This is a genomic window from Terrabacter sp. Soil811, assembly GCF_001429655.1.
Taxonomy (GTDB): domain Bacteria; phylum Actinomycetota; class Actinomycetes; order Actinomycetales; family Dermatophilaceae; genus Terrabacter.
Genome location: NZ_LMSX01000009.1, coordinates 146893 through 161445, shown reverse-complemented (window position 1 = coordinate 161445; position 14553 = coordinate 146893). Strand labels below are relative to the sequence as shown.

The following is a 14553-nucleotide window of genomic DNA, read 5'->3' as shown; positions in this document are numbered from 1 at the left end:
TCGTCGTGTCGCCGGAGTGTTCACGTGGGCGTAACACACCGGTCGCCGCCGGCCCCGGTGGTGGACCGGGACCGACGGCGAGGCGGCGCACTCGGGTGCTCGCGCCAAGGTCGGCGCGACGGGGCGTCAGGCCCAGGGAGAACGGCCCATGACGCGGACGTACTCACGCTTCCAGCGCCAGCGCACGGCGGCGATGGCCATGCCGATGACGCCGAGGCCGCCGAAGATCGCGAGGATGAGGTAGGCGACGCCCATGGCGCCCTCGGCGCCCTGGTCGGCGCCCTTCTTGACCATGGAGAAGAAGATGACGCCGACGACCGTGAAGGCGAGGAAGAAGACGAACATGAGCGCGGGCTCACGGATCTTGAGCGTGAGCAGCCCGCGCTCCTGGCTGACGTAGGAGAACGGCTCCTTCGGCGGGGTCTGCCCGGTCGGATCGGCCTGGCGGGGCGTCGGGGCGCTCATGCGTCGACCTTCTCGGTGTAGAGGGCGGACACGGCAGCCTGGAGCCCCTCGGCGTCGACGACCCCGCCCGTGCCGGTGCCCGGCCCGGCGACGTCGGTGAGCGCCTCGAAGTCGGTGCCGGAGCGGCGGATCGCGAGGTTGGTGCTGCCCTCGAGGGTCTGCACCTCGAGGAAGACGCCGGACTCGGCGTTCGCCGCGAACCGCTCGCGCACGAGCCCGGTCACGAGGGCACCGGTGTTGCCGTCGCGCTCGCCGAGGCGGATGAACCACGATGCGAGCTGGCGCGGCTGCATCAGGGCGATCACGGTGTCGGACTCGACGAGGATCGCGAATTCGGCCTGGCTGACGTTCTCACCCACGAGCCCGATGCGCGTCCACCGCGTGGCCGCGCCCACGGCGTACTCGACGAGGGCGGCGTTCGAGCGCGACTGCGGCGTGCCGTCGTCGCTGACCGTGAGCCAGCCGCGCGACGCGAGGCTCGAGGCGCCCGCGAGCAGGGCGGCGTCGTCGGCCGCACGGGGGTCGAGCATGAGCAGGCGGCGTGAGCGCTCACCGGCCGAGGTCTCGTGGCGGGCCATCAGGTAGGCGAGCTCGGCGGCTCCCAGCCCGAAGACGTCCTCGGGGAGCTCGAAACCCTCGAGCGGGGTGCCCTTCATCGGGTCAGCCATGGTTCTCCTCGGTCGTGGTCTGTGTGTCGTTCGCGGGATGGTCGTGCGGTCGGCGCGTGGGCCCTGTCGTCACGTCAACGATGCCGGGTGCCCGGGGGTTTCGCCTCCCGGGGCCCACGGGACCGGTCAGAACGGCCACGCCTTGTCGGCGAGGTCGCCGATCGCGTCGCCGGCGTCGGAGGCGAAGTCGCCGACGGCGTCGACGGCGTCACCGGTGAAGTCGGTGATCGTGTCCCAGTTGTCGTAGACGAGCTGGCCGACCGCCATGCCGCCGGCGGCGATGCCGCAGACGACGTCGACGGGGGGCGGCGTCATGAGCGCCGCGGCACCGAGGCCCGTCATGACGGAGTCGTAGCCGGCACGGCCGTAGTTGCCCTCGGAGATGTCGTTGGCCACGGTGAAGCCACCGAAGGCCACACCGATCGGGCCCAGCGCCTTGCCGACGGTGCCGAGCGTGCGGGCCAACGCTCCGCCCTCGGCGAGCGACGGCATGAAGCGCGAGAGGGTGCTCCAGTTCTTCGGGTTGAGCGCGTCGCCGAACTCGGCGAGCCGGCCGGTGCTCCACGCGTTCTTGAGGTTGGCGAACAGGCCCGTCGCGCGGTCCCAGCTGCCGAGGTTGGAGAGGAAGTTCTTGATCTTCATGCCCGTGCCGAGCAGGCCGACGGCCGTGCCGAGGCCCTTGATCGGGGTCCACAGCGACTTGAGCAGGTCGTAGCCCGGGATGCCACCGTCACCGCCGCTGCCCCCGCTGCCACCGGACGCGCCGGGTCCCCCGCCCGAGCCGGAGCCACCCTGGCCGCTCGTGCTGTCCTGGGCGCCGGCGTTGCGGCGCAGCGCCTCGGCGAGCTTGCCGAGGTCGGTGCCGAACTGGGTCAGCTGCGCCTCGACCGGCGGCCAGCGGTCCATCAGGTGGTCGAGGTCGGCGCCGCCCCACTGGCCCTTGAGGGCGTGGACCGCACGGCTCGCCTCTCCCTTGAGGGTGTCGCACTCACGGGCGTGCCCGGTGAAGCGCTCGGCCGACGCCCGCAGGGCCACCGGGTCGGCACCCTTCTTGTAGATCGCCATCTCTCGTACTCCCCTGACGTCGTCGCCGTGTTCGTCGTGCTCGTGCCGGCCGGCTCGGAGCCGCTGTGCGTGCCCCGGCGTCTCGGCCCACCCGCAACCTACGCAACCGCGCCAACCCGGACAATGGGGAGGACTCCCCACGGCTGCGGCGTGTCGCAGCAGGACGGCGAGCGGACGGTCGAGCGGTCGGTCGAGCGGCCGGTCAGCCGCCGAAGCGACGGTGCCGGCCGGCATACGCCCTGAGCGCGCGGAGGAAGTCGACGTGGCGGAAGTCGGGCCAGTAGGCCTCGCAGAAGTAGAACTCCGACGTCGCGCTCTGCCACAGCAGGAAGCCACCGAGCCGCTGCTCGCCCGACGTGCGGATGACGAGGTCGGGATCGGGCTGGCCCTTGGTGTAGAGGTGCCCGGCGATGTCCTCGACCGTGAGCTCCGCGGCGATCTGCTCGATGGTCTCGCCGTCAGCGGCCCGCGCGAGCAGCAGGTCGCGCACGGCGTCGGCGATCTCGCGGCGTCCGCCGTAGCCGACGGCGACGTTGACGATCATCCCGTCGACGTCCTGGGTGCGCTCGGCCGACGCGCTGAGGCTCGCGGCCGTCTCGGGCGGCAGGAGCTCGAGGGCGCCGACGATCTTGAGGTGCCAGTGCCCCGACTCGGCGAGGTCGGCGACGGCCGTCTCGATGATCTTGAGGAGCGGGGCGAGCTCCTCCTCGGCGCGGCTCAGGTTGTCCGTCGAGAGCAGCCAGAGGGTGACGTACTCGACGCCCGCCTCGCGGCACCACTCGAGCAGCTCCTCGATCTTGTCGGCCCCGGCCTGGTGGCCGCTGGCCGTGCCGGCGCCGCGGGCCTTGGCCCACCGCCGGTTGCCGTCGAGCATGACGGCGACGTGCCGCGGGAGCGCCTCCTTGGGGAGGTCCTTGAGGACTCGGCGCTCGTACGCGCCGTAGACCACATCGCGCCACCCCACGGGGCCTCCTCGTCGACTCGCTCGTGTCATCGCCGGTCACGGTCTGGGCAGCCCCGAGCGGGCCGCGGTCCCACCGTACCGCTCGCCCATCGGCGTGCCGAGGCGGTCGGGCGGGAGTCGTCGCGAGGCTTTGGTGACGACCTCGTGAGGGTCTCGTGGAGGTGGCCGGGGGTCCGGGGCACTCAGGAATCCTTGAACCTACGTTGCCGTAACTTACGGTTGCGTAGGTTACAGTGGGGCGATGAGCAGCACCCCCGAGCCCACCGCTGGCCACAGCCCTGACCCCAGCACCGAGGACCCGTCGGGCACCCCCGTCGCCGACCTCGTCGCGATCGTCAAGCCCCGCCTGCGCGGCTGGCTGCACCTCGCCATGTTCCCCGTCGCCCTCATCGGCGGCCTGGTCCTCGTGCTCGTCTCCGAGCCCGGGTCCGTGCGCACTGCCTCGATCGTCTTCACGATCAGCGCCGCCCTGCTCTTCGGGGTCTCGGCCGTCTACCACCGCGGCACGTGGGGCCCGAAGATGTCGGGCCTGCTCAAGCGGTTCGACCACTCGAACATCTACCTCATCATCGCGGGCACCTACACGCCGTTCGCCGTGACGCTCCTGCCGGCCGACCAGGCCCGGCTGCTGCTCCTCGTCATCTGGGGCGGCGCCATCGCCGGCGTCCTCTTCCGGGTCTTCTGGGTCGGCGCCCCGCGCTGGCTCTACACGGCGCTCTACCTCGCGCTCGGCTGGGCCGCCATCTTCTACGTCGTGCCGTTCTGGCGCGAGGGTGGCCCGCTCATCGGCTCGCTCATCGGCCTCGGCGGCCTCATGTACACCGCCGGCGGCATCGTCTACGGCACGAAGCGGCCCAACCCGTGGCCGCGGTGGTTCGGGTTCCACGAGGTCTTCCACGCCTTCACCCTCGGCGGCTTCCTCACCCACTTCGTGGCGGTGACGCTCGCCGTCATCGGCTACCAGGCAGCGACGTGACGCCGGTAGGCCTCGCGAGCACCTGAGCCCAGAACGTCCGAACGCCCCGGCACCGTGCCGGGGCGTTCGTCGTGTCCGAGGGCGTATGCCGTCCGCTGCGTCTCAGGGGCGCGGGGTCTCGCCGTCCGGGCGAGGGTCGTCGCCCGACTCGTCCACGTCGGGGTCCGGCGTGCCGGCCGTCGCTGGCTCGTCCTTCGTGCCGACGACGTCGGCGTCCGCGGCGAACTGCTCGGCCCGGTCCCGGTCGCGGTAGGCCATCCGACGCAGCCGGCTGTTCATGTTGCGCACGAGGAACCACAGCGCGATCGCGAGCACGAAGAACGCGATGAAGCCCCAGATGCCGGGCCCGATCGGGAGGTTGCCGCCGCCGCTCATCGCGCGTCCGCCTTCTCGCTGTCGCTGTCGGCGTCGTCGTCCTCGTCGGTGTGCGTGTCGGAGCTGTCGCCGTGGGCGCGACCGGACTCCTGCTCGGCCTCCTCGGGCTCGGGCGCGTCGGTGACCCGGCCGTCGTGGACGAGCTCGAGGTCGGTGCGGGTCGCGAGCGCGTCGGCCTCTGCGGGGGTTCCCAGCCCGGCGAAGAGGTCGTCCTCCCCGTCGGCGATCTCGACGTAGGACAGGGCGGCCTCGAACTCCTCGACGCCCCAGACCCGCGTCTGGATCTCGAGCGGCACCTGGAACCAGAAGCCGTCGGGGTCGACCTGCGTCGCGTGCGCCATGAGCGCACGGTCACGGGTCTCGAAGAACTCGCCGCAGGCGATCGTCGTCGTGGGGCGTCCGGAACGACGCGGCTTCCAGTTGGCCAGCCACTCGGCATACGGGCTCTCGAGTCCCTCGGCGAGCATCGCGTCGTGGATCGCCTCGAGGCGGTCCTTGGACCAGCCGCCGTTGTAGTAGATCTTGAGCGGCTGCCACGGCTCGCCGGCGTGCGGGTAGCGGGACGGGTCGCCCGCCGCCTCGAAGGCCGCCATGGAGACCGTGTGGCACATGATGTGGTCGGGGTGGGGGTAGCCACCCTTCTCGTCGTACGTCGTCATGACGTGCGGTCGCCACGCGCGGATGACCCGGACGAGCGCCTCGGTGGTCACGTCGATGTCCTCGAGACCGAAGCAGCCGTCGGGCAGCGGCGGCAGCGGGTCGCCCTCCGGCAGACCGGAGTCGACGAAGCCGAGCCACGTGTGCTCGCAGCCGAGCACCTCCTGCGCGGCCTTCATCTCGTCGCGACGCACCTGGGCGATGTCGCGCAGGATGTGCGGGTCGTCCTTCAGCTTCTCGTTGAGGATGTCGCCGCGCTCGCCGCCCGTGCACGACACGACCATGACGGAGGTGCCGGCGGCGACGTACCTGGCCGTCGTCGCGGCGCCCTTGCTCGACTCGTCGTCGGGGTGCGCGTGCACCGCCATCAAACGCATGCCCTCGGCCACGTGGCTCCCTGTTCGTCGTCAGTTTCGTGGGTGGGACGCGGGTGGCTGGTGGTGTCCGGTGCCCCTCGGCGTCCGGGTCCGTGCAGCTCGCGCCGTGCCATGGGAGACACTGGACCCGTCCGCCATCCTCTCACTCCCTCGCACCTGACGATGCGCGGGCTCGAACCGCCAGGACTCCGTATGCCGTCCCGCACGACCCTGCCCCGCCCCGCCCCCGGCCAGCTGAAGTGGTGGGTCGTCGGCACGGTCGGCATCCTCGCCGGTGTCGGCCTCGCGATCTGGTTCGGCCTGTCATCCACGCTGGGGCAGCCGACGTGGCAGACCTTCGGCTACAAGGTGGTCAGCGACCAGCAGGTGCGCGTCGACTTCCAGGTCTACCGCCCGGGCGGCACGGCCCTGACCTGCACGGTCGAGGCGCTGTCGCGCGACTTCGCGCCCGTCGGGACGAGCACCGTGCAGGTGCCGGCGAGCGCCGAGGAGACGACGAACGAGTCGGTGACGCTCCGCACGACGTCGCGCGCGGTGACCGGCCAGGTCAAGTCCTGCTCCTGAGCGGGGACGCCATGGTGGTCGCCCGGCGCGAAAATGCCGCGTGAACTGCGCGTTTGCCGCTCATTTTGTTATCCTTGTTGCTTCATCCAGGGTCCGGACCCGTCGCCGACCGGCATCACGAGTCGACGACACCACGGTTCGGGCCCATTTTTTTGTGCAGGCGCCCACGCGAGCACCGCGTGGGCGCTGTTCTTCCAAGGAGTGACACCGTGACCGAGACTGCCTCTGGCTTCCTGACCCAGGAGGCCCACGACCGCCTCAAGGCGGAGCTCGACCAGCTGACGGGCGAAGGTCGCATCGAGATCGCGCACAAGATCGAGGAGGCCCGCGAGGAGGGCGACCTCAAGGAGAACGGCGGCTACCACGCCGCCCGCGAGGAGCAGGGCAAGATGGAGGCCCGCATCCGCCAGCTCACCGAGCTGCTCCAGAACGCGACGATCGGCGAGACGCCCCCCGACGACGGCGTCGTCGAGCCCGGCATGCTCGTGACCGTCGAGATCTTCGGCGACGAGGAGACGTTCCTGCTCGGCAACCGCGAGATCGCCGACGGCTCCGACCTGCAGGTCTTCTCCGAGAAGTCCGCCATGGGCGCCGCCATCAACGGCAAGAGCGTCGGCGACAGCACGAGCTACGTCGCCCCCAACGGCAAGACCATCGGCGTCAAGATCATCGCCGCGAAGCCCTACACCGGCTGAGCACCGCAGACGCCTGACCGCGCGGGTCGGCCCCTCCACGGAGGGGCCGGCCCGCTCGCACATCCCCACCCTCACCCGTCGAAAGGCCAAAGTTCGCGGGTCCCCAAGCGTCGAAAGGCCAGAGTTCGCGGGTCCCTGACCGTCGAAAGGCCAATGATCGCGGTTGCCCACCGCTAAGACCGTCGACGGCGAGGCCGAGCGAACTGAGCAGGCGCGAAGAACTGCGGCGCGGCGGCAATCACGTCCAGCACGTGAGCGTTGACCCCCAGGCAGCCGGCGATCTCGCGCAGCTTCGCGGCACGGGCTTCGTGCTCGAACACGTCGGCAGAGACGATCTCGACGACGGCCCAGTCGCCTCGCTCGACCCGGTCACGGCGGAGACCGTCATGGACCTTGTCCCGTGAGCGAGTGTGGAACTCGACGCCCATGTACTCCCCCACAACACGTTGCTCCTCCCAGACGAGGTCGCCGAACCCGAGCCACTCGCCGGTGTGACTGACCACCGGGCGGTTGTGACGAGGCTCCGGAAGTCCTGCCCGAGTGACCATCAGACGGCTACGGGTCTCCATGGGCGACCACGCTCCGAGCCGCACCCGTGGCAGGGCGAACGTCAGGGTCACCTTGCCACGGGGCCGCACCCGCGCCTCGACGGCCCGCTTGAGCGGGGCGACCTCCCCGAGGAGGTTTGCTGCCGCATCGCCCGCAACGATGAGGTCATCGAGGCCAACCGGGAGTCCGGCACCGACGTACTCCCCGAGGTCCGCCCACGTGTCCGCAGGACCGACGACCGGAAGACCGTGAACCTCGACGACCCCTCGCGACTCCAGACCGCGGTGGCCCATCACCTCGCCGCGCCGGATCCGATTGGCATCGGTGCGCGTGACGATGTGGATGTGCGGATCCTCGTCGAGCGCGTACGGCAGCGGGATCCCGAGGAGACGAGCCGCCGTGGCGTGCGCGAAGGCGAACTCCTGGGGCGCCGCGGCGGCGAACGCATACGTACGCTCGAGCAGCGTCATCGGAATCTCGACGGTGCGGACGCCCGGTGTCGGGGTCCACAGGTCGTCGGCACGCAGTCGAGAGGGTGTCACTCCCCGTCGGAGTGCCTCGAACGTCCTGAAGGGACGAGTGAGCAGGTCGGGTGGCAGTGCTTGGGCTTCCATGCCCAGACGGTCCGGCGCCATGGCACGTCGCGCGACGCCCGTCGGGTCACCTGTGCGTAACGGCGCCTGCGGCCAAAGAGGTGTGGACAACGGTTGGTGCCCGCAAACGTTGGCCTTTCGACGGGTCAGCACCCGCAAACGTTGGCCCCTCGACGGGTCAGCACCCGCAAACATTGGCCTTTCGACGGTTAGAGGGTTTGGGTGGCTACGGCTCGGGCGAGGTGGCCCTCGTCGGGGTCGTCGGCGAGCAGGCCGGCTGCGAAGAGGAGGTATGCCGTGTCGACCGTCGCGCGGGCGGCGCGCGGCACCTTCCAGCCACCGGCGTGGTCGGCGAGGACCGCGCCGAGCACGTGGTCGCGCCCGGCCGCGTCGGTGTGGCGCAGCACTCCCCCGGACCCGACGAGCGCCGTGACGTTCGCGAGCGGTCGCGGCGACTCGGTCGGCTGGGCCGGGCGCGCGTGCCGGCGCACCGCGACGAGCGCCGCCAGCCGCGCGAGCTCGAGGTCGAGGGCGCGCTCGGCGTCGTCGACGGGGAGGGAGCCGGGACGCTCGTGGACGCGGGCGGCATACGCGGTCAGGGCGTCGGGGTCGGCGACGGTGTCGAGCAGGTGCTCGGCCACGGCGGCCTCGACGACGTGCTCGGCGTTCCACCGCATGCCGAGGTCGCCCTCGACGGTGCGGGCGTGCCACAGCGGGGCCACGACGTCCTTGCGCAGGCCGGCGTCCTCGCCCTCGGGGGTCAGGCAGGAGTAGACGTCGGTCGTCGCACCGCCGATGTCGACGACGAGGACGTCGCCGCCGTCGGTCACCGAGGCCAGCACCTCGACGCCGCGCAGGACGACGTCGGGGGTCGCGGCCTCGACCATCGCGGCGAAGGCCGGGTCCCGCGACAGCCCCTTGCCACCGATGACGTGGCGCAGGAACGCGTCGCGGATCGCGGCGCGTGCCGACTCCGGCGCGATGACCCCGATCTGCGGGAGGACGTTCTCGGCGAGGACCGTCGGCCGGCCCGTCGTCGCGAGGACGGCCGCCGCCTCGTCGCGCGCGTCGACGTTGCCGGCGACGACGACCGGCACGGCGTGCGCCCCGTGTCCGCCGATGGCGCCCTTGGCGAGCCGGGCGGCGTTGTGCAGCAGGACGTTGCTGTTGCCGCCGTCGGTGCCGCCGACGAGCAGGATCATGTCGGGCCGGGCCGCGCGGATGCCTGCGACGTCGGCGGTCGTCAGCTCCCCGGCCGCGACGTGGACGACCTTGGCCCCGGCGGACAGGCCGACCCGGTGCCCGGCCTGGGCCGTGACGGTGCGCTCGTAGCCGACGACGGCGAGCCGCAGCCCACCTCCCGCGCTCGAGCAGGCCCGCACCGTCGCGTCGGCGGGGACGTCCAGCTCGTCGCGCAGCGTCCGGTAGCCGTCGAGGATGTCACCGCTCCCCTGCGTTCCGGTCGTCGGGGTCGACGCCGTGCCGAGCACGGCGCCGTCGTCGGCGAGGAGGGCACCCTTGGTGAACGTCGACCCGAAGTCGACGGCGAGGATCGTCATGCGCGGTGGTGGTCTCGTGGCCCGGAGCGGTCAGCCGTGGATGTCGAGCGCCTCGCGCAGGTCGGCGATGAGGTCGTCGACGTCCTCGATGCCGACCGAGAGGCGGATGAGGTCGGACGGCACCTCGAGCTCGGTGCCGGCGACGCTCGCGTGCGTCATGCGACCCGGGTGCTCGATGAGCGACTCGACACCGCCGAGCGACTCGCCCAGGGTCCAGAGGCTCACGGCCGCGCACGCCTTGACGGCGGCGTCCTCACCGCGACGCATCCGGAAGCTGACCATGCCGCCGAAGCGCTTCATCTGGCGCGCGGCGACGTCGTGGTTGGCGTGGCCGGGCAGCCCCGGGTAGAGCACCTGGGAGACGCCGTCGTGGCCCTCGAGGAACTCGACGACCTTCTCGGCGTTGTCGCAGTGGCGCTCCATGCGGATGGCGAGGGTCTTCAGCCCGCGCAGGGTCAGCCACGAGTCGAACGGCCCGGCGACGCCGCCGATGCTGTTCTGGTGGAAGGCGATCCGCTCCTCGGCGTCCTCGTAGCCGGGCACCGTGATGCTCCTGGCCGTCACGACGGCACCCCCGACGACGTCGCTGTGGCCGCCGGAGTACTTCGTCGTCGAGTGCGTCACGACGTCGGCGCCGAGCGCGAGCGGGCTCTGGAGGTAGGCCGTCGCGAACGTGTTGTCGACGACGAGCACGGCGCCCGCCTCGTGGGCGATCGCGGCGATGGCCTCGATGTCGGCGATGCCGAGCAGCGGGTTGGTCGGGGTCTCGACCCAGACCATCTTCGTCTGCCCGGGACGGATCGCGGCACGGACCGCCTCGAGGTCGCCCATGTTGGCGATGGAGTGCTCGATGCCCTGGGGCTTCGCGACCTTGTTGAAGTAGCGGTACGTGCCGCCGTAGGCGTCGTTCGGGACGACGACGTGGTCGCCGGGGACCAGCAGAGCGCGGGCGACCGTGTCCTGGCCGGCGAGGCCGGACGCGAAGGCGAAGCCGCGGCTGCCGCCCTCGAGCGCGGCGATGCACTCCTCGAGCGCGGTGCGGGTCGGGTTGGCCGACCGGCTGTACTCGTAGCCGTTGCGGAAGCCGCCGATGCCGTCCTGCTTGTAGGTCGAGACCTGGTAGATCGGGGGCACCACCGCTCCGGTGAGCTCGTCGGCCTCCTGGCCGGCGTGGATGGCGCGTGTGGAGAAGCCGTGCTCGTCAGACATGAGGACGAGCCTATGCCCTGAGCCACGGCCCCCCGAAGCCCGTCGGACTCCGCCGCGCACCCGCGACGGCGGCGCTGCGGCGGAGGTCACACCGACGTCTGCGATGCTGCCCTGGTGTCGCCCGACTTCGACTACAGCAACCGCAGCGACCGGCCGCGTGGTCCGGTGCTGTCGGCGCTCTCGACGGCCTTCCCCGGCATCCGCTCGGTCCAGGAGCAGGTGCTGCCGTATGCCGGGTGGTGGGAGTCCCACAACCGCGTGGCCGCCGCGGGTGGCGGGCCGCTGTGGGTCGCCCTCGGCGACTCGATGACGCAGGGCATCGGCGCGAGCGCCCCGGACCGCGGGTGGGTCGGGCAGCTGAGCGAGCGGCTCGCCGTGCGCGGCTGGGACCACCGCATCGTCAACCTCGGGGTCAACGGCGCGCGGGTCGAGGACGTGCTCGACCGGCAGCTACCGGCTCTCGAGTCCCTCGCCACGGACGGCCAGACGCCCGCGCTGGTCACGGTCGTCATCGGTTCGAACGACGTCGTCGTGCGCCGCCACCGTCGTGGGCTCGTCGAGCGCTTCGCGGCGATGCTCGACCGGCTGCCCGAGGGTGCGCTCGTCTCGAACCTGCCCAACCCGCACCGCGAGGCCCGCGCCGTCGACGCCATGCTGCGCGCCCGCGCCGACGCCGGACACCTCGTCCTCGTCGACATGCGCCGTGACGGGCCCCGGTCGTGGCGGGGCCGACTCGCGTCGGACAAGTTCCACCCCAACGACCGCGGCTACGCCGAGATGGCGACCGTCGTGCAGCGCGCCGTCGACCGGGCGGGCCTCATCTCCTGAGCCGGCCGGACGGCATACGTCCTCGGGTTGCGCTGCGCCGCAGCGCCGCTCAGTCGAGCGGGTCGAGGATGCGGTGCAGGAACTGGCGGGCGCGCTCGGTGTGCGGTCGGGTCAGCACCTCGTCCGGCGTGCCGCGCTCGACGACGACACCACCGTCCATGAAGAGCACCTGGTCCGCGACCTGCTGGGCGAAGCGGATCTCGTGCGTGACCACGACCATCGTCCAGCCCTGTGCCGCAAGGTCCTTCATGACCACGAGCACCTCGCCGACGAGCTCGGGGTCGAGGGCCGACGTCGGCTCGTCGAAGAGCATCAGCTTGGGCTTGATCGCGAGCGCGCGGGCGATGCCGACGCGCTGCTGCTGCCCGCCGGAGAGCTGGTAGGGGTAGGCGTCGGCCTTCTCCTCGAGCCCGACGAGCCGCAGCAGCTCGCGGGCCTCCTCAGCCACCTCGGATCGGTCGCGACGCTGCGCGAGGACCGGGCCCGCCGTGACGTTCTCGAGCACCGTCAGGTGCGGGAAGAGATGGTGCGACTGGAAGACCATGCCGCTCTGTGCGCGGAGGGTCGCCACCTGCTGCCTGGTCACCGGACGCTGCGCGAAGTCGACCTCGACCTCACCGATGCGGACGACGCCCGCGTCGGCGACATCGAGCGCGTTGAGCGAGCGCAGCACCGTCGTCTTGCCCGAACCGGAAGGGCCGATGAGGACGGTGACGCTGCCCGGGGCGACCTCGAAGTCGATCGACCGGAGCACCTCGTGGTCGCCGAACGACTTCGCGAGGCCGGACACCGAGACGAGCGGGGCGGGCTGCGGCACAGCGGATTCCGCCGACATCAAGGGGGTGGTGGGCTCGGTCATGTCGAGACGTACCTGTTCTGTCGTTCCTCGAGACGGGCTTGGACGAAGGAGAGGACGAGGCACACGACCCAGTAGTAGACGGCGGCGACGCCGTAGAGCGCGAAGAACTCGTAGGTCGGTGCCGCCGCCTCCTGCGCCACGCGGAGCAGCTCGGTGACCTGGATGGTCGAGGCGAGCGAGGTGTCCTTGACGAGGGAGATGAGCGTGTTGGACAGCGGTGGGATGGCCGTGCGCACGGCTTGCGGCAGGACCACCCGGCGCAGGGTCGTGACGTAGCCCATCCCGACCGTCGAGGCCGCCTCCCACTGGCCCTTGGGGACCGAGAGGATGGCCGAACGGATCACCTCGGCCGCATAGCCACCGACGTTGAGCGTGAAGGCGACGACCGCGGCCGGGAAGGGGTCGAAGCGCACCCCGAGGGCGGGCAGGCCGTAGTAGATGATGAAGAGCTGGAGCAGCAGCGGTGTGCCACGGACCAGCGAGACGTAGATCCGCGCCAGGGACGAGACCACCCGCACCGACGACAGCCGCATGAGGGCGACGCCGAGGGCGAGGACCAGCCCGAGGACGAAGCTGATGAGGGTCAGCGGGATCGTCGTGGTCACCGTGGCCCGCAGGAGCGGGCCCAGCGAGTCGAGGATCAGCTGGGTCGTCTGTTCGTTCACGACCCGATCACGAACCGGAGGCGCCGGCCGGCTGCTTCGAGACGTCGGCCGAGAAGTACTTCTGCGAGATCTTCGTCAGGGTGCCGTCGGCCTCGAGGTCGGCGAACGCCTTGTCGATGGCGGCGACGAGGTCGGAGTCCTTGCGCGTCGCGACGACCTGCTCGGAGACGTCACCGGTCTTCGCCGCGATCTTCACCGTCGTGTCGCCCGTCGACTTCAGGTAGTCGAGGACCGCGAGGCTGTCGTTGACGGTCGCGTCGACACGCGACTGCTTGAGCAGCGTGATGGCCTGGGTGAACCCCTCGACCGACTCGACCTGGGCGCCGGCATCCTTGGCGACCTTGGCCCAGTTGCTCGTCAGGCTCTGCGCCGACTTCTTGCCCGCGAGGCTCGTGAGCGAGGAGATCGTCGCGTCGTCGGCGCGGGTGGCGATGACGCCCTCGGACCACGTGTAGGTGCTGCTCAGGCCGTAGAGGCCGGCACGCTCCGGGTTCTTCGTGACCTGGTTGACGACGACGTCGTAGCGGTCGGCGGCCAGACCGGCGAAGATCGCGTCCCACGGCGTCTCGACGTACTCGACCTTGACGCCGAGCTTGGCGGCGACGGCCTTCGCGACCTCGACGTCGTAGCCGGTCAGGGCGTTCGTCTTCGGGTCGTGGAACGAGAACGGGGAGTAGGTGCCCTCCGTGGCGACGCGCAGGACGCCCGCCTGCTTGACGGACTCGAGGTCGGAGCCGCCACCGGAGCCGGTGCTGCAGGCGGTGAGGACGACGGCGACGAGCGTGGCGAGCAGGGCGGTGAGGGTGAACCTCGAACGCATGGTGGGCACTTCCTGGTGGATCGGTTGGATGGGTTCGGGACGGCCGCCAACCTATAAGCCCATCTTGGGATGGGCATAATCAGGTGTCGGCATGGTCCACCGCGTGCCAACCGAGCGCGAGCCGTTCGCATTCCCGCCCGGCGTGTCGCCCACCGCCGCGGAGGTGCTCAGTCGTCGAGCGAACGGACGTAGTCGGCGAGGGCGGCGCGGTCGGTGCCCAGCGTCTTGACGTCGTGCCCGAGGGTCGCGGTCGCCTCGCGCGCCGTCAGGGAGAAGGTGCTGCCCGGGCCGGTGACGTGGACGGCGTCGAGGTTGGTCACCGTGCCGAGCAGCAGCGTGGCCGGTCCGGTGAGGTCGGTCGCGTCGAGCGGCTTCGCCGGGTCGGTGACGGCGATCGTCACGGCATACGGAGGGCGGGTCGTCCACAGCGAGAGCGTGTAGCTGCCGGCGGGCCCGAAGCCGGCGTCCCCGACGAGCGCGATGACCTTGGAGTTGTCGCCGACGTATGCCGTCCGGTCGGCCCAGAGCGCCTGCGCGCGGTCATCCGCAGCGACCGACCCGGACGCGCCGGGAGACGGGGCGTCGGCCGGGGACGAGGTGCACCCGGCGAGGGCGACGACCCCGACGGCGAGCGAGGCGACGACGTTCCGGACCATGTGGGGTCT

The 14553-nt window shown here is 71.3% G+C and carries 17 protein-coding genes; 4 read left to right on the top strand and 13 right to left on the bottom strand.

Annotated features, from left to right (window positions below):
• Positions 1-126: 126 nt before the first annotated feature.
• The 4 genes from ASH01_RS16335 to ASH01_RS16320 form a co-directional block, all read right to left on the bottom strand.
• On the bottom strand, positions 127-465 hold the full coding sequence (locus tag ASH01_RS16335) for a hypothetical protein (RefSeq protein WP_056778181.1): 339 nt from the start codon (positions 463-465) through the stop codon (positions 127-129).
• Positions 462-1133, bottom strand: coding sequence for a hypothetical protein (locus ASH01_RS16330; protein ID WP_156415625.1), 672 nt, complete (start codon positions 1131-1133; stop codon positions 462-464). The genes ASH01_RS16335 and ASH01_RS16330 overlap by 4 nt, the downstream gene beginning before the upstream one ends.
• Before the next feature lie 126 nt (positions 1134-1259).
• Positions 1260-2198: a WXG100 family type VII secretion target gene (locus tag ASH01_RS16325; RefSeq protein ID WP_056778175.1), complete on the bottom strand. Its 939-nt coding sequence runs from the start codon at positions 2196-2198 to the stop codon at positions 1260-1262.
• Between the two features lie 202 nt (positions 2199-2400).
• Positions 2401-3192 (bottom strand): isoprenyl transferase, encoded by a 792-nt coding sequence (locus ASH01_RS16320; RefSeq protein ID WP_056778173.1) that lies wholly within the window; start codon positions 3190-3192, stop codon positions 2401-2403.
• Between the two features lie 211 nt (positions 3193-3403).
• Between ASH01_RS16320 and trhA the strand changes: the two genes are divergently transcribed.
• Complete coding sequence (trhA, locus tag ASH01_RS16315; protein WP_056778170.1) at positions 3404-4138, top strand: PAQR family membrane homeostasis protein TrhA; 735 nt, start codon at positions 3404-3406, stop codon at positions 4136-4138.
• A gap of 102 nt (positions 4139-4240) precedes the next feature.
• Here the strand turns inward: trhA and ASH01_RS16310 are convergent, their stop codons facing one another.
• Positions 4241-4513, bottom strand: coding sequence for a hypothetical protein (locus ASH01_RS16310; RefSeq protein WP_056778167.1), 273 nt, complete (start codon positions 4511-4513; stop codon positions 4241-4243).
• On the bottom strand, positions 4510-5538 hold the full coding sequence (gene mca, locus ASH01_RS16305; RefSeq protein WP_056778687.1) for a mycothiol conjugate amidase Mca: 1029 nt from the start codon (positions 5536-5538) through the stop codon (positions 4510-4512). The genes ASH01_RS16310 and mca overlap by 4 nt, the downstream gene beginning before the upstream one ends.
• A gap of 201 nt (positions 5539-5739) precedes the next feature.
• On the opposite strand from mca, the gene ASH01_RS16300 reads away from it, so the two are divergent.
• A complete protein-coding gene (locus tag ASH01_RS16300; protein ID WP_056778165.1) occupies positions 5740-6111 on the top strand; it encodes a DUF4307 domain-containing protein in 372 nt (123 codons plus the stop codon).
• 209 nt (positions 6112-6320) lie between these two features.
• Positions 6321-6806: a transcription elongation factor GreA gene (gene greA / locus ASH01_RS16295; protein ID WP_056778162.1), complete on the top strand. Its 486-nt coding sequence runs from the start codon at positions 6321-6323 to the stop codon at positions 6804-6806.
• Between the two features lie 173 nt (positions 6807-6979).
• Here the strand turns inward: greA and ASH01_RS16290 are convergent, their stop codons facing one another.
• Genes ASH01_RS16290 through ASH01_RS16280 form a run of 3 tightly spaced genes read right to left on the bottom strand, consistent with a single transcriptional unit; the run spans position 6980 to position 10716 of the window.
• Positions 6980-8107: a hypothetical protein gene (locus ASH01_RS16290; protein WP_156415624.1), complete on the bottom strand. Its 1128-nt coding sequence runs from the start codon at positions 8105-8107 to the stop codon at positions 6980-6982.
• Positions 8108-8157: 50 nt separating this feature from the next.
• Entirely contained in the window at positions 8158-9507 is a 1350-nt protein-coding gene (locus tag ASH01_RS16285; protein ID WP_056778156.1) for a glutamate mutase L, read from the bottom strand.
• A gap of 30 nt (positions 9508-9537) precedes the next feature.
• Positions 9538-10716, bottom strand: coding sequence for a cystathionine gamma-synthase (locus tag ASH01_RS16280; protein ID WP_056778153.1), 1179 nt, complete (start codon positions 10714-10716; stop codon positions 9538-9540).
• A gap of 114 nt (positions 10717-10830) precedes the next feature.
• Here ASH01_RS16280 and ASH01_RS16275 point away from each other — a divergent pair, with 114 nt between their 5' ends.
• Positions 10831-11544: an SGNH/GDSL hydrolase family protein gene (locus ASH01_RS16275; protein WP_200961810.1), complete on the top strand. Its 714-nt coding sequence runs from the start codon at positions 10831-10833 to the stop codon at positions 11542-11544.
• A gap of 49 nt (positions 11545-11593) precedes the next feature.
• On the opposite strand, the gene ASH01_RS16270 is transcribed toward ASH01_RS16275, so the two are convergent.
• From ASH01_RS16270 to ASH01_RS16255, 4 genes are all read right to left on the bottom strand, one after another.
• A complete protein-coding gene (locus tag ASH01_RS16270) occupies positions 11594-12403 on the bottom strand; it encodes an amino acid ABC transporter ATP-binding protein (RefSeq protein WP_327191922.1) in 810 nt (269 codons plus the stop codon).
• Entirely contained in the window at positions 12400-13068 is a 669-nt protein-coding gene (locus ASH01_RS16265; RefSeq protein ID WP_056778147.1) for an amino acid ABC transporter permease, read from the bottom strand. The genes ASH01_RS16270 and ASH01_RS16265 overlap by 4 nt, the downstream gene beginning before the upstream one ends.
• A 7-nt stretch (positions 13069-13075) precedes the next feature.
• Entirely contained in the window at positions 13076-13888 is an 813-nt protein-coding gene (locus ASH01_RS16260) for a transporter substrate-binding domain-containing protein (protein ID WP_056778144.1), read from the bottom strand.
• Between the two features lie 167 nt (positions 13889-14055).
• Positions 14056-14544, bottom strand: coding sequence for a DUF4825 domain-containing protein (locus ASH01_RS16255; protein WP_056778141.1), 489 nt, complete (start codon positions 14542-14544; stop codon positions 14056-14058).
• Positions 14545-14553 lie beyond the last annotated feature (9 nt).

Coding starts and splice junctions, on each gene's coding strand:
- ASH01_RS16335 (WP_056778181.1), bottom strand. CDS start 465: ATGAGCGCCCCGACGCCCCGCCAGGCCGATCCGACCGGGCAGACCCCG.
- ASH01_RS16330 (WP_156415625.1), bottom strand. CDS start 1,133: ATGGCTGACCCGATGAAGGGCACCCCGCTCGAGGGTTTCGAGCTCCCC.
- ASH01_RS16325 (WP_056778175.1), bottom strand. CDS start 2,198: ATGGCGATCTACAAGAAGGGTGCCGACCCGGTGGCCCTGCGGGCGTCG.
- ASH01_RS16320 (WP_056778173.1), bottom strand. CDS start 3,192: ATGACACGAGCGAGTCGACGAGGAGGCCCCGTGGGGTGGCGCGATGTG.
- trhA (WP_056778170.1), top strand. CDS start 3,404: ATGAGCAGCACCCCCGAGCCCACCGCTGGCCACAGCCCTGACCCCAGC.
- ASH01_RS16310 (WP_056778167.1), bottom strand. CDS start 4,513: ATGAGCGGCGGCGGCAACCTCCCGATCGGGCCCGGCATCTGGGGCTTC.
- mca (WP_056778687.1), bottom strand. CDS start 5,538: ATGGCGGTGCACGCGCACCCCGACGACGAGTCGAGCAAGGGCGCCGCG.
- ASH01_RS16300 (WP_056778165.1), top strand. CDS start 5,740: ATGCCGTCCCGCACGACCCTGCCCCGCCCCGCCCCCGGCCAGCTGAAG.
- ASH01_RS16285 (WP_056778156.1), bottom strand. CDS start 9,507: ATGACGATCCTCGCCGTCGACTTCGGGTCGACGTTCACCAAGGGTGCC.
- ASH01_RS16280 (WP_056778153.1), bottom strand. CDS start 10,716: ATGTCTGACGAGCACGGCTTCTCCACACGCGCCATCCACGCCGGCCAG.
- ASH01_RS16270 (WP_327191922.1), bottom strand. CDS start 12,403: ATGACCGAGCCCACCACCCCCTTGATGTCGGCGGAATCCGCTGTGCCG.
- ASH01_RS16260 (WP_056778144.1), bottom strand. CDS start 13,888: ATGCGTTCGAGGTTCACCCTCACCGCCCTGCTCGCCACGCTCGTCGCC.
- ASH01_RS16255 (WP_056778141.1), bottom strand. CDS start 14,544: ATGGTCCGGAACGTCGTCGCCTCGCTCGCCGTCGGGGTCGTCGCCCTC.